Here is a 14,008-nt window from a genome sequence, read left to right as displayed (position 1 = left end):
ACGGGTGGTCTATGGCTGCATGCTGGCGCGTGATTGAATCAATGGAAAATATTCATTCCTGATTCACTGCATTCAAAAAGATGATCCAAATCAGCCTGCGCCAGCTGGAGTATTTCGTGGCCGCCGCACGCCATGGCAGCACGGCGCGCGCGGCCGAGGCCATCGGCGTGTCCCAGCCGTCCATCTCCAAGGCGATTGCCGACCTGGAGGCGCTGTGGGGCGAGGCACTGTTCGTGCGCCGCCATGCCAGGGGGCTGGATCTCACGGCGGCCGGCGCGGTGCGCAGCCGCGAGGCCCAGGCGCTGCTGGACGGCGCACGCAGCCTGCAGGGGCCGCGCACGGCGGCGATGGCGGGCGTGCTGCGCCTGGGCTTTCTGAGCACGCTGGGCGCGCGCTGGGTGCCGGCCCTGCTGGCGCAGATGCAGCGCCTGCACCCCGGCATTGCGCTGGAGCTGGTGGAGGGCGACATCGCCTCGCTCACGCAGCAGGTGGAGCGCGGCGAGCTCGATGCGGCCCTGCAGTACGACACAGGCCTGGCGCGTCCCCGCATGGAGCTGCTGCCCGTGGCGGCGTTGCCGCCCTATGTGCTGCTGCCGCAGCGCCATGCGCTGGCGGCCAGGACCAGCGTGGGGCTGGTCGAGGTGGCCCGCTACCCGCTGGTGCTGATCAACCTGCCGCACAGTCGCGAGTATTTCCTGTCGCTGTTCCGCGAGGCCGGCGTGACGCCGCTGGTGGCCCATGAGTTCGCCTCCATCGAGATGCTGCGCTCCATGGTGGCCAACGGCCACGGCCTGAGCGTGCTGACCACGCGGCCGGTGGTGGACCGCGCCCACGATGGCCAGCGCCTGGCCTGCCGCCGCATCCGGGGCCGCGTGGCCCCCCAGGGCGTGGTGCTGGCCGTGCCGGCGGGCAATGCCTCGCCGCTGATTGCACCGTTCTTGAAGGTGGCACGTGCCGTGATTGCACCGTAGCGGCGCGCAGCCCCGTGGCATGCACCACGGTGGTGAGGTGCTACCCGGGATTTTCCCCAGGTTGTATGGACAAGCTTAGTTGGCACGGCATTTGCTGTTGCTCTCCGTGTTGATCGCAGGTAGATGCAGGATGCTCGCTCCATCACCGGTTTGCCGGGTAATCCTGTATATACATGTCCGGTCGGCAAAAACACACTTCGGGCTCCCGCACTGGTCTGCCTGCGGACCCCGAAACTGCCATCGCCAACTTGCTTTCCCGACCGAGGAGTGCCACATGAGTTCGATCCCCACGTTCCGCCGCCTGCCCCTGGGGCCGCTGGCCGCCGCCCTCTGCCTTGCCGCCGCACTGCAGCCCGCTGCCGCGCAGGAGACCAAGATCACCCTGGGCATGTCGGGCTGGACCGGCTTTGCGCCGCTGACCCTGGCCGACAAGGCCGGCATCTTCAAGAAGAACGGCCTGGCGGTGGACCTGAAGATGATCCCGCAGAAGGACCGCCACCTGGCCCTGGCCTCGGGCGCCATCCAGTGCGCGGCCACCACCATCGAGACGCATGTGGCCTGGAACACCAACGGCGTGCCCATCGTGCAGATCTTCCAGATGGACAAGTCCTATGGCGCCGACGGCATTGCCGTGCGCAATGACGTCAAGGGCTTTGCCGACCTCAAGGGCAAGACGGTGGCCGTGAGCGCGCCGGGCACGGCGCCGTACTTCGGCCTGGCCTGGATGCTGCACAAGAACGGTATGACCATGAAGGATGTGAAGACCGTCTCGCTGGAGCCCCAGCCCGCGGCCCAGGCCTTCGTGGCCGGCCAGAACGATGCGGCCATGAGCTACGAGCCCTACCTGTCCACCATCCGCGCCAACCCGGCCGCGGGCAAGATCCTGGCCACCACCATCGACTACCCCATGGTCATGGACACGGTGGGCTGCGATCCCAAGTGGCTCAAGGCGAACACGGCCGCCGCCAAGGCCCTGGCCCAGTCGTATTTCGATGCGGTGGCCATGATCGAGGCCGACAAGACCAAGTCCTTCGAGATCATGGGCGCAGCCGTCAAGCAGGGTGGCGAGCAGTTCGGCAAGTCGGCCTCCTACCTGAAGTGGTCCGACAAGGAAGCCAACCAGAAATTCTTCGCCAACGAGCTGGTGCCGTTCATGAAGGAATCGGCCGTGATCCTCAAGGAGGCCGGCATCATCCGCTCCATCCCCGAGAACTATGGCGTGATGTACGACGCCAGCTTCATCCAGTAAGCCCGCCAGGGGATGACCATGCAAGCCGCATCCACTTCCGCAGTCCAGCCGGCTAACAAGCCCATGACCCACGCCACACCGCACGCTCCCGCGCCCGCTGCGGCGCCAGCCCCCGTCCGCCGCCGCCGCATGGCGCCGCTGGAGCCCGTCAGCCCCACGGCCAAGTGGGTGCTGGGTGTGGCCTTCTTCGTGCTGTTCTTTCTCGTCTGGGCGGCTGTGACGCTGGGCGGCTTCGTCTCCCCGACCTTCCTGGCCAGCCCCATGACCATGGCGCGCGAGGGCGTGCTGCTGTTCACCGAGTACGGCTTCCTGCACGACATCGGCATGACGGTCTGGCGCGTGATGGGCGGCTTCATCCTGGCCTCGGTCGTGGCCGTGCCGCTGGGCATTGCCATGGGCGCCTGGAAGCCGGTCGAGGCCTTCTTCGAGCCCTTCGTGTCGTTCTGCCGCTACCTGCCGGCCTCGGCCTTCATCCCGCTGCTGATCCTGTGGGCCGGCGTGGGCGAGACGCAGAAGCTGCTGGTCATCTTCATCGGCTCGGTGTTCCAGATCACGCTGATGGTGGCCGTCACCGTGGGCGGCGCGCGCAAGGACCTGGTGGAGGCCGCCTACACGCTGGGCGCCTCCAACACCGGCGTGGTGCGCCGCGTGCTGATCCCGGGCGCCGCGCCCGGCATTGCCGAGACGCTGCGCCTGGTGCTGGGCTGGGCCTGGACCTATGTGATCGTGGCCGAGCTGATCGGCTCGTCCTCGGGCATCGGCCACATGATCACCGACAGCCAGGCGCTGCTGAACACGGGCCAGATCATCTTCGGCATCATCGTGATCGGCCTCATCGGCCTGGTGTCCGATTTCATCTTCAAATCTCTGAACCGTCGCATGTTCGAGTGGAGCACCCTGTGATGAATCTGCTGTCCATTCAAGGTGTTTCGCGCACCTTCACCAGCCACAAGGGCACGAGTACGCAGGCCCTGCTGCCTGTGGATTTCGAGGTCCGCGAGAACGACTTCGTCACCATCCTCGGCCCCTCGGGCTGCGGCAAGTCCACCATGCTGCGCATTGCGGCGGGGCTGGATTTCCCGACCACGGGCCAGGTGCTGCTGGACGGCCGCGCCGTGGACGGGCCGGGCGCCGACCGGGGCATGGTGTTCCAGAGCTACACGCTGTTCCCGTGGCTGACGGTGGCGCAGAACATCCGCTTCGGCCTGCGCGAGAAGGGCGTGAGCGAGGCGCTGCAAAAAGAGCGCAGCGACTACTTCATCGCCAAGGTGGGGCTGCGCGGCTTCGAGAACCACTTTCCCAAGCAGCTGTCGGGCGGCATGCAGCAGCGCACGGCCATTGCGCGCGCGCTGGCCAACGATCCCAAGATCCTGCTCATGGACGAGCCCTTCGGCGCACTCGACAACCAGACCCGCGTGCTCATGCAGGAGCTGCTGCTGGGCATCTGGGAGGCCGAGCGCAAGACCGTGATGTTCGTCACCCACGACATCGACGAGGCCATCTTCATGGCCAACCGCGTGGCCGTGTTCAGCGCGCGGCCGGGCCGCATCAAGGCCGATATCCCCGTGAACCTGCCGCATCCGCGCCACTACACGGTCAAGACATCGCCCGAGTTCATGGAGCTGAAAGCCCGGCTGACCGAAGAGATTCGCGCAGAGTCGCTGGCCGCTGCTGCACACTGACGCTTTTCCATGACCACTGCCCACACCATGTCTTCGCGTTCCACGGCTTCCCGACTTTCCGCAACGACGGCGGAGGTGCCCATGGCCCTGTACCAGCAGGTCAAGGACCATGTGCTGCGCAAGATCGCCGATGGCTCGCTGTCGGCCGGCGAGCGCGTGCCGTCCGAGCAGGAGCTGGTGCAGGAGTTCGGCGTGGCCCGCATGACGGCCAACCGCGCGCTGCGCGAGCTGGCCGAGCAGGGCGTGATCGTGCGCGTGGCCGGCGTGGGCTCCTTCGTGGCCGAGGAAAAGCCGCAGTCCACGCTGCTGCGCATCGCCAACATCGCCGAAGAGATCCGCCAGCGCGGGCATGACCACCGCTTCGAGCTGATCAGCGTGCGCCGCGAGTCGGCCTCGCCCGAGGCGGCGGCTTCGCTGCAGCTGTCTGCGGGCAGCTCGGTGTTCCACCTGCAGGGCGTGCATTTCGAGAACGACGTGCCCGTGCAGCTGGAAGACCGCCATGTGAACCCGCGCATGGCGCCGGACTTCATGGAGCAGGACTTCTCGCTGATCCAGCCTTCGGTGTATCTGGTGCGCAACGTGCCCTTCGACCAGATCGAGCATGTGGTGGACGCCATGCTGCCCACGCCCGAGCAGGCGCGCTGGCTGCAGATGGACGCGGACCAGCCCTGCCTGACGCTGACGCGCCGCACCTGGTACCTGGGCACGCCCGTGACCTGGGTGCACTGCGTGCATCCGGGCATGCGCTACCGGCTGGGCAGCCGCTTTCGCACCGACGGCGGATCGCACGACGGCTGAGGCCTGAAAGGCGGGGTTCCCGCTCTTGCGCTGTTCCGCTTCGATTGATATTGTATAGACAGGCATAGACATCCATCCCGGCACACCCTCCCAGACACCGACAGGGCATCACCATGAACACCATCACGACTCCCGGCCTCACCTCCCGTCCCGGCACCGCGCTGACGCTGCAGCCCGGCCAGGTCAGCCTGGCCCAGCTGCGGGCCATCCAGCAGGGCGGCGTGCGCCTGTCCATGGCGGCGTCCGCCTACGAGCGCATGCGCGCCGCCCAGGCCCATGTGCAGCACATCGTGGATGAGGACCAGGTCGTCTATGGCATCAACACCGGCTTCGGCAAGCTGGCCTCCACCAAGATCGCCCATGACCGCCTGGCAGAGCTGCAGCGCAACCTCGTGCTGTCGCACAGCGTGGGCACGGGCGATCCGCTGCCTGACGCCGTGGTGCGCCTGGTGCTGGCCACCAAGGCCGTGAGCCTGGCGCGCGGCCACTCTGGCGTGCGCCCCGAGCTGGTCGATGCGCTGCTGGCCCTGGCCAACGCCGACGTGCTGCCCGTGATTCCCGCCAAGGGCTCGGTGGGTGCCTCGGGCGACCTGGCGCCGCTGTCGCACCTGGCCTGCGTGCTGATCGGCGAAGGCCAGGCCAAGATCGATGGACAGGTGGTGTCCGGCACCGAGGCCATGCGCCACGTGGGCCTGGAGCCCTTCGTGCTCGGCCCCAAGGAAGGGCTGGCCCTGCTCAACGGCACCCAGGTATCCACGGCGCTGGCCCTGGTGGGCCTGTTCCAGGGCGAGAGCGTGTTCGCCGCCGGCCTGGTGGCGGGCTGCCTGACGCTGGAGGCCATCAAGGGCTCGGTCAAGCCGTTTGACGCCCGCATCCACGAGGCGCGCGGCCAGCTTGGCCAGATCGCCGTGGCCGCCGCCGTGCGCGAACTGCTGGACGGCAGCGCCATCGACACCTCCCACCCCCATTGCGGCCGCGTGCAGGACCCGTACTCCATCCGCTGCGTGCCCCAGGTCATGGGCGCCTGCCTGGACAACCTCAGCCATGCGGCCCGCGTGCTGGTGATCGAGGCCAACGCCGCCTCGGACAACCCGCTGGTCTTCGACAACGGCGACGTGATCTCGGGCGGCAACTTCCACGCCGAGCCCGTGGCCTTTGCGGCCGACATCATCGCCCTGGCCCTGGCCGAGATCGGCGCCATCTCCGAGCGCCGCATGGCCCTGCTGCTGGACACCGGCCTGTCGGGCCTGCCGGCCTTCCTGATTGCCGACAGCGGCGTGAACTCGGGCTTCATGATCGCCCAGGTCACGGCTGCCGCCCTGGCTGCCGAGAACCAGTGCCTGGCCCATCCCAGCAGCGTCACCAGCCTGCCCACCTCGGCCAACCAGGAAGACCATGTCTCCATGGCCACCTACGGCGCGCGGCGCCTGGGCGAGATGGCGCGCAACACGGCCGTCATCGTGGGCGTGGAAGCCATGGCCGCCGCCCAGGGCATGGACTTCGACCGCAGCCTGAACAGCTCCGAGCTGATCGAGGCGCAATACGCGCTGATCCGCAGCCAGGTTCCGCACCTGGACCGTGACCGCTACCTGGCACCCGACATCGAAACCATGCGCCAGTGGGCGCTTGCCACGGACTGGCCCCAGGCCATCGCCCGCCACCTGCCCAGCCACCAGGCTGCCTGAACCCCGCAACCGCTCACCCCCCGCATCCAGGAGATCGCCATGAACGCCAACGACGCCATCCTCAACGCCAACGCTGCCACGGCTGCCACCAATCCCCGCTATGACGCCAGCCGCGTCATCCGCGCCCCGCGCGGCAGCGAACTGCACTGCAAGAACTGGCTGGCCGAGGCCGCCTACCGCATGCTGCAGAACAACCTGGACCCCGACGTGGCCGAGAACCCCAAGGCCCTGGTGGTCTACGGCGGCATCGGCCGCGCGGCGCGCAACTGGGAGTGCTATGACCAGATCCTGGAGTCGCTCAAGAAGCTGGAGGCCGACGAGTCGCTGCTGATCCAGTCGGGCAAGCCCGTGGGTGTGTTCAAGACGCACGAGAACGCACCGCGCGTGCTGCTGGCCAACTCCAACCTCGTGCCCCAGTGGGCGAATTGGGAGCACTTCAACGAGCTCGACCAGAAGGGCCTGTTCATGTACGGCCAGATGACGGCCGGCAGCTGGATCTACATCGGCGCCCAGGGCATCGTGCAGGGCACATTCGAGACCTTCGTCGAGGCCGGCCGCCAGCACTACAACAACGACCTCACGGGCAAGTGGATCCTCACGGCGGGCCTGGGCGGCATGGGCGGTGCCCAGCCCCTGGCCGGCGTGCTGGCCGGCGCCTGCGTGCTGGCCATCGAATGCCAGCAAAGCAGCATCGACTTCCGCCTGCGCACGCGCTACCTGGACAAGCAGGCGCGCGACATCGACCACGCGCTGGAGCTCATCGCCCAGCACACGGCTGCGGGCGAGGCCATCTCCATCGGCCTGCTGGGCAATGCCGCCGAAATCCTGCCCGAGCTGGTGCGCCGCGCCCAGGCCGGCGGCGCCCGCCCCGACATCGTGACCGACCAGACCTCGGCCCATGACCTGATCAACGGCTACCTGCCCGTGGGCTGGACCGTGGACGAGTGGCGTGCCGCCGCGGCCGATCCGTCGCGCCATGCCCAGCTCAAGGCCGCCGCTGCCCAGGGCTGCGCCCAGCACGTGCAGGCCATGCTGGACTTCCAGGCCATGGGCATTCCCACGGTGGACTACGGCAACAACATCCGCCAGGTGGCCCTGGATCAGGGCGTGAAGAACGCCTTCGACTTCCCCGGCTTCGTGCCCGCCTACATCCGGCCGCTGTTCTGCGAAGGCAAGGGCCCGTTCCGCTGGGTGGCCCTGTCCGGCGACCCCGAGGACATCTACAAGACCGACGCCAAGATCAAGGAACTGTTCCCCGACAACAAGCACACGCACCGCTGGCTGGACATGGCGCGCGAGCGCATCAGCTTCCAGGGCCTGCCCGCGCGCATCTGCTGGCTGGGACTGGGCGAGCGCCACAAGGCGGCCCTGGCCTTCAACGAGATGGTGAAGAACGGCGAACTCAAGGCCCCCATCGTGATCGGCCGCGACCACCTGGACTGCGGCTCCGTGGCCAGTCCCAACCGCGAGACCGAATCCATGAAGGACGGCACGGACGCCGTCAGCGACTGGCCGCTGCTCAATGCCCTGCTCAACACCGCGGGCGGCGCCACCTGGGTCAGCCTGCACCACGGCGGCGGCGTGGGCATGGGCTACTCCCAGCATGCGGGCGTGGTCATCGTGGCCGACGGCACGGACGAGGCCGCCGCCCGCCTGGGCCGCGTGCTCTGGAACGATCCGGCCACCGGCGTCATGCGCCATGCCGACGCGGGCTACGACATTGCCGTGGCGGCCGCCAAGCGCCATCAGCTGAACCTGCCCATGGTCAAGTGAGCCGCTTGCAGGACACCACGGCAATGCAGCGTTTCGACCTGAACCAGATCGCCGCCAGCCCCTGGAAGAACGGGGGCGGCAGCACGCGCGAGATCGCCTGCTGGCCGCCCGGGGCGGGCATGGAGGCCTTTGGCTGGCGCATCAGCGTGGCCACCATTGACCAGCCCGGCCCGTTCTCGGCCTTTGCGGGCGTGGACCGGCAGATCATGCTGCTCGATGGCGACGGCGTGCACCTGCGCGGCGAAGGCATCGACCATGTGCTGGACGCGCGCTGGCAGCCGTTTGCCTTCTCCGGCGATGTGGCGCTGGGCTGCTCGCTGCCGGGCGGCACTTCCACCGACTTCAACGTGATGGCGCGGCGCGGCCGGTGGCGGGCGCAGGTCCAGGTGCTGGACAGCGCTGCCGACGCCGGCCGCGCCGACGCCGGCCTGTGCATGGCGCTGCAGGGCAATTGGCAGGCGGATGGCGCTGCGCTCATCCCCGGCCAGGGCCTGTGGTGGAGCGCGCAGCAGCCCGACCCGCAGCATCTGGTGCCGCAGACCGACGACGCGCGGCTGGTGCAGGTGCTGCTGCAAGCCTGCTGACCCACGACATCCAAGGAATCACCTCCATGACCGAGCCCCACGCACCCGCTTCTGCACCTGCTTCCGCACTCGCTCCATCCTCTTCGGCCGACGGCTGCTGGCAGAACCTGCGCCTGGCGCCTGAGATGTTCGAGGCCGGCCAGGCCGTGGGTGACGGGGAGGATGCCTGCATCGTGGTGCAGCAGGGCCGCGTGGCCTGGGTGGGGCCGCACCAGGCCCTGCCGCCCGCATATGCATCCCTGCCGCGCCATGACGGCCAGGGCATGCTGGCCACGCCGGGCCTGGTCGATTGCCACACCCACCTGGTCTATGGCGGCGAGCGCGCCAACGAATTCGCCATGCGCCTGGATGGTGCCAGCTACGAGGAAGTGGCACGCGCCGGCGGCGGCATCGTCTCCAGCGTGCGTGCCACGCGCGAGGCCAGCGAGGACGAGCTGTTCGCCCAGGCCCTGCCGCGTCTGCAGCAGCTGCTGGACGAGGGCGTCTGCGCCATCGAGATCAAGTCGGGCTATGGCCTGGCGCTGGAGCACGAGCGCAAGCAGCTGCGCGTGGCCCGGCGCCTGGGCCAGGCCCTGGGCGTGACCGTGCGCACCACCTTCCTGGGCGCGCATGCGCTGCCGCCCGAGTACGCAGGCCGCAGCCAGGACTACATCGACCTCGTCGCCGGCACCATGCTGCCCGCGCTGGCGGCCGAGGGCCTGGTCGATGCGGTCGATGTGTTCTGCGAGCGCATCGCCTTCTCGCTGGCCGAGACCGAGCAGGTCTTCCAGGCCGCACGCCGCCTGGGCCTGCCCGTCAAGCTGCATGCCGAGCAGCTGTCGAACATGGAGGGGGCTGCCCTCGCGGCCCGCTATGGCGCGCTGTCGTGCGACCACATCGAGCACCTGTCCGAATCCGGCATTGCCGCCATGCGCGGCGCGGGTTCCGTGGCCGTGCTGCTGCCCGGCGCCTACTACACGCTGCGTGACACCCACATGCCGCCCATCGCGGGCCTGCGCGCCGCGGGCGTTCCCATGGCCGTCTCTACCGATCACAATCCGGGCACCTCCCCCTGCCTGAGCCTTTTGCTCATGGCCAACATGGCCTGCACCCTGTTCCGGCTCACCGTGCCCGAGGCCCTGGCGGGCATCACCCGCCATGCCGCGCGCGCCCTGGGCCTGCAGGACGAGCATGGCCTGATCGCGGCCGGCCGTCCTGCCCACTTCGTGCTCTGGCCCGTGCGCCATGCGGCCGAACTGGCCTACTGGTTCGGCAGCAAGCCGGACTGCACCATCGTGCGCCAGGGCCGCATCGTGCGGACCCGCCGCGGGCAGGGGAGCCACTGAAAGCCTGCTCATGTCCCATGCACTGTTTCTCGATGAATTGATTTCCACCCTGGGCGCCGAAGTGGCGCAGCGCGGCGACGATGTGCCCGCGCGCTACCACACCGACTGGAGCGGCACGCCGCCCCAGCGCCCGCTGGCCCTGGTGCGCCCGCGCAGCACCGACGAGGTCAGCGCGCTCATGCGCCTGTGCACGGCCCACCGCGTGCCTGTCGTGCCCCAGGGCGGGCTCACGGGCCTGGCCGGTGCGGCCGTGCCCGTGCCGGGTGCGGTGGCCGTCTCCATGGAGCGAATGAACGCCATCGAGGACGTGAACGCGCGCACCGCGCTGATGACCGTGCAGGCCGGCGCCACGCTGCAGGCCGTTCAGGAGGCGGCCGTGGCCGCAGGCATGGTCTTCGGCGTGGACCTGGGCGCGCGCGGCAGCTGCCAGATCGGCGGCAACGTGGCCACCAATGCGGGCGGCAACGGCGTGCTGCAGCACGGCATGATGCGCGAGCAGGTGCTGGGCCTGGAGGTGGTGCTGGCCGACGGCACGGTGCTGCCCATGCTGCGCCCCATGCTCAAGAACAACACGGGCTACGACCTCAAGCAGTTCTTCATCGGCTCGGAGGGCACGCTGGGCATCGTCACGCGCGTGCTGCTGCGCCTGCGCCCCGCGCCCCAGGCCCGCGCCACGGCCCTGGTGGCCGTGCCGGACTTCGATGCGGCGCTGTCCGTGCTCGCGCGCATGCAATCGCGCTTTGGCAACGGCGTGGCGGCCTTCGAGCTGATGTGGGACAGCTTCATCCAGGCCTCCATCCGCTGGCAGAAGCTGCAGCCGCCCTTTGGCCAGGCGCATGCGCTGCTGGCCCTGATCGATGTGGACGGCAAGGACGAGGCCACGCTGCGCGCCGACGTGGAAGAGGCCCTGGGCGAGGCCATGGAGGCCGGCGAGGTGGCCGATGCCGTCATCGCCCAGTCCGTGGCCCAGGCGCGCCAGCTGTGGAAGCTGCGCGAGGCGCCGGCCGAGCTCAACACGAACATGCATCCGCCCGTCAACTTCGACGTCAGCCTGCCCCAGGCCGACATCGGCCGCTTCGCCGATGCCTGCCGCGCCGCGTTCGACGCGCGCTGGCCCGGCCACCACTCGCTGTTCTTCGGCCATGTGGGCGACGGCAACCTGCATGTCTCCGTGGACGGTGCCACCGCCAACGGCGACTGCGAAGGCGTCGAGGCCGCGCTGTACCACCTGGTCGGCGAGTTCGGCGGCAGCGTCTCGGCCGAGCACGGCATCGGCCTGCACAAGAAGCCCTATCTCGGCGCCAGCCGCACGCCGGCCGAACTGGCCGCGATGCGCGCCATCAAGCAGGCGCTGGACCCCCTGCATCTGTTCAACCCCGGCAAGGTATTCGACCTATGAACGCTCCCGCCATCCACGCGATCCACACCCTGGCACGCCCCGAAGTGCCGCCGCTGCCGCCCTACAACGCAGGCCTGTCCTCCGAGGCCGTGCGGGCGCGCTACGGCGTCACCGAGATCGCGCGGCTGGCGAGCAACGAGAACCCCTTTGGCGCCAGCCCTGCCGTGGCCCGCGCCCTGGCCGACCTGGCCCTGCATGTGGGCACCTATCCCGACGCGCAATGCACGGCGCTGCGCGCGGCCATCGCGGCGCGCACCGGCGTGCCGGCCGAGGCCATTGCCGTGGGCAACGGCTCCGAGGACATCCTGCAGATGCTCTGCCAGGCCTTTCTCTCGCCCGGCGACCGCGTGCTCACCCAGCGCCCGGCCTTCGGCCTGCACGAGATCTACCCGCGCATGATGGGCGCCCGCGTCGAGCTGCTGGAGCTGACGACCGCGCTGGACTTCGACGTCGATGCCTGGTGCCAGGCGCTGGCGCGCGGCCCCAAGATCGCCATGCTGGCCAATCCCTCCAATCCCGTGGGCTGCATGTTCAGCGCCGGGGATTTCGCGCGCCTGCTGGACGCCACGCCGCCGCAGACCCTGCTGGTGGTGGACGAGGCCTACTACGAGTACGCCCTGCACGCCGACGGCTACCCCGACGTGCTGGCCCTGCTGCGCGGCCGCGCCATGCCCTGGATCGTGCTGCGCACCTTCTCCAAGGCCTGGGGCCTCGCCGGCCTGCGCGTGGGCTACGGCCTGGCCAGCGACGCGGCCCTGGTGCAACTGCTGGACCGCGTGCGCACGCCCTTCAACGTCAACCAGGCGGCCCAGGCGGCGGCGCTGGCAGCCTGGGGCGACGAGGACTTCATGCAGCGCGGCGTGGCCGAGACCGTGCGCCTGCGCGATGTGCTGGCGCAGCGGCTGGCCGCCCTGCCTGCACTGCCCGCACTTCGGATAGCGCCTTCGGCCGCCAACTTCCTGTTCATCGACATCGGCCGTCCCAACGGTCCCGTGAACGAGGCGCTGCTGGCCCGGGGCCTGATCGTCAAGCCCTGGAAGGAGCCGGGCTTCGAGCACTTCATCCGCGTCTCCGTGGGCACGGAGGCCGACAACGAACGCTTCGTGCGCGCGCTGGCCGAGATCCTGGAGGCCGTGCAATGAGCGGCATCGACCCGACACCCGACAGCCGCACGCTGTTCGCCGAGCATGCGCTGCTGCCCACGGGCTGGGCGCGCAATGTACTGCTGCGCTGGGATGAAGCAGGAACCCTGCAGGCCGTACAGGCCGACGCCCAGCCCGGCAGCGCGCCGCGCGCGCCCGGCCCCGTGCTGCCCGGCATGCCCAACCTGCACTCGCATGCCTTCCAGCGCGCCTTTGCAGGCCTGACCGAATACCGCGCCGAGGCCCAGGACAGCTTCTGGAGCTGGCGCGACCTCATGTACCGCTTTGCCGCGCGCATCACGCCCGAGTCGCTGGAGGCCATCGCCACCTGGCTGTACGTGGAGATGCTGGAGGCCGGCTACACCTCGGTCTGCGAATTCCACTACGTGCACCACGACCGGGATGGCCGGCCCTATGCCGACGACGCCACGCTGTCCCTGGCCCTGCTGCGCGCCGCGCGCAAGGCCGGCATGGGCATCACCCTGCTGCCCGTGCTCTACCAGACCAGCGGCTTTGGCGGCAAGCCGCCGCGCGCCGACCAGGCGCGCTTCATCCGCAGCACGGACAACATGCTGGCCCTGCTGCAGCGCCTGCTGCCCGAGGCGCGCGCACAAGGCGCGGCCCTGGGCCTGGCGCCGCACTCGCTGCGCGCCGTGCCGCCCGACAGCCTGCGCGTGGCCGTGGAGGGCCTGACGGCGCTGGACGCGCGCGCACCCGTCCACATTCACATTGCCGAGCAGACCCAGGAGGTGGACGACTGCCTGGCCTGGAGCGGCCAGCGCCCCGTGCAATGGCTGCTGGAGCATGCCCCCGTGGACGCACGCTGGTGCCTGGTCCACGCCACCCACATGACGCCCGGTGAATACGCGGGCGCCGCGCGCAGCGGCGCCGTGGCCGGCATCTGCCCCACCACCGAAGCCAACCTGGGCGATGGCATCTTCGACATGCCGCAATGGCTGGGCCACGGCGGCGCGTGGGGCGTGGGCTCGGACAGCCATGCCTGCGTCAACGCGGCCGAGGAACTGCTGATGCTCGAATACAGCCAGCGCCTGTCGCTGCGCCAGCGCAACGTGCTGGCCGGCCCCGACCCGCAGGTGGGCACCGCGTTGTGGACCGCAGCCGTGCAGGGCGGCGCCCAGGCCGCAGGCCGCCCCGTGGCTGGGCTGGCCGTGGGCCAGCAGGCCGACTTCCTGGCGCTGGACGCAGACCATGTGGCGCTGGCCGGACTGCCGGTGCAGGCCATGGTCTCGGCCCATGTCTTCGGCAGCCACCGCAGCAGCGCGCTGCACAGCCTCTGGGTGGGGGGCGAACGCCGCGTGCAGGCGGGCCGCCATGCCCTGCACGAGGCGGCAGCCCATGGCTTTGTCGCGGCGCGCACGGCCACCCTGCAATCCTGAGGC

General features: G+C 69.5%; 12 protein-coding genes. All 12 read left to right on the top strand.

The genetic code is table 11. The features are described from left to right. Window positions 1-80: 80 nt before the first annotated feature. The 12 genes from LGR64_RS27460 to LGR64_RS27405 all read left to right on the top strand — a co-directional run bounded on the left by LGR64_RS27460 (window position 81) and on the right by LGR64_RS27405 (window position 14,005). Window positions 81-971, top strand: coding sequence for a LysR substrate-binding domain-containing protein (locus LGR64_RS27460; protein ID WP_230357401.1), 891 nt, complete (start codon window positions 81-83; stop codon window positions 969-971). A 274-nt stretch (window positions 972-1,245) separates the two neighbouring features. Beyond that, a complete protein-coding gene (locus LGR64_RS27455) occupies window positions 1,246-2,220 on the top strand; it encodes an ABC transporter substrate-binding protein (RefSeq protein ID WP_043823311.1) in 975 nt (324 codons plus the stop codon). An 18-nt stretch (window positions 2,221-2,238) separates the two neighbouring features. Continuing rightward, a complete protein-coding gene (locus tag LGR64_RS27450; RefSeq protein WP_016447378.1) occupies window positions 2,239-3,123 on the top strand; it encodes an ABC transporter permease in 885 nt (294 codons plus the stop codon). Next, the gene (locus LGR64_RS27445) at window positions 3,123-3,902 is read left to right on the top strand and encodes an ABC transporter ATP-binding protein (protein ID WP_012202086.1); all 780 of its coding nucleotides are present in this window, start codon (window positions 3,123-3,125) and stop codon (window positions 3,900-3,902) included. Before LGR64_RS27450 ends, LGR64_RS27445 begins: the two co-directional genes overlap by 1 nt. Window positions 3,903-3,929: 27 nt before the next feature. Then, on the top strand, window positions 3,930-4,700 hold the full coding sequence (hutC, locus tag LGR64_RS27440; protein ID WP_049801468.1) for a histidine utilization repressor: 771 nt from the start codon (window positions 3,930-3,932) through the stop codon (window positions 4,698-4,700). Between the two features lie 113 nt (window positions 4,701-4,813). Further along, window positions 4,814-6,385 (top strand): histidine ammonia-lyase, encoded by a 1,572-nt coding sequence (gene hutH / locus LGR64_RS27435; protein WP_141832962.1) that lies wholly within the window; start codon window positions 4,814-4,816, stop codon window positions 6,383-6,385. Between the two features lie 39 nt (window positions 6,386-6,424). Further along, a complete protein-coding gene (hutU, locus tag LGR64_RS27430; protein WP_012202089.1) occupies window positions 6,425-8,158 on the top strand; it encodes a urocanate hydratase in 1,734 nt (577 codons plus the stop codon). A gap of 23 nt (window positions 8,159-8,181) precedes the next feature. Next, complete coding sequence (locus LGR64_RS27425; protein WP_141832960.1) at window positions 8,182-8,742, top strand: HutD/Ves family protein; 561 nt, start codon at window positions 8,182-8,184, stop codon at window positions 8,740-8,742. A 26-nt stretch (window positions 8,743-8,768) separates the two neighbouring features. Next, window positions 8,769-10,067: an imidazolonepropionase gene (hutI, locus tag LGR64_RS27420; protein WP_141832958.1), complete on the top strand. Its 1,299-nt coding sequence runs from the start codon at window positions 8,769-8,771 to the stop codon at window positions 10,065-10,067. A 10-nt stretch (window positions 10,068-10,077) separates the two neighbouring features. Then, on the top strand, window positions 10,078-11,466 hold the full coding sequence (locus LGR64_RS27415) for an FAD-binding oxidoreductase (RefSeq protein ID WP_141832956.1): 1,389 nt from the start codon (window positions 10,078-10,080) through the stop codon (window positions 11,464-11,466). Next, a complete protein-coding gene (locus LGR64_RS27410) occupies window positions 11,463-12,608 on the top strand; it encodes a histidinol-phosphate transaminase (RefSeq protein ID WP_141832954.1) in 1,146 nt (381 codons plus the stop codon). Before LGR64_RS27415 ends, LGR64_RS27410 begins: the two co-directional genes overlap by 4 nt. Further along, entirely contained in the window at window positions 12,605-14,005 is a 1,401-nt protein-coding gene (locus LGR64_RS27405) for a formimidoylglutamate deiminase (RefSeq protein ID WP_141832952.1), read from the top strand. The genes LGR64_RS27410 and LGR64_RS27405 overlap by 4 nt, the downstream gene beginning before the upstream one ends. Window positions 14,006-14,008: the final 3 nt, after the last annotated feature.

Origin of the sequence: Delftia sp. Lp-1 (assembly GCF_020523835.1) — a bacterium.
Taxonomy (GTDB): domain Bacteria; phylum Pseudomonadota; class Gammaproteobacteria; order Burkholderiales; family Burkholderiaceae_C; genus Comamonas; species Comamonas acidovorans.
Note: the sequence above shows the minus strand (reverse complement) of the source record. Positions and strands in the feature narration are given on the sequence as shown.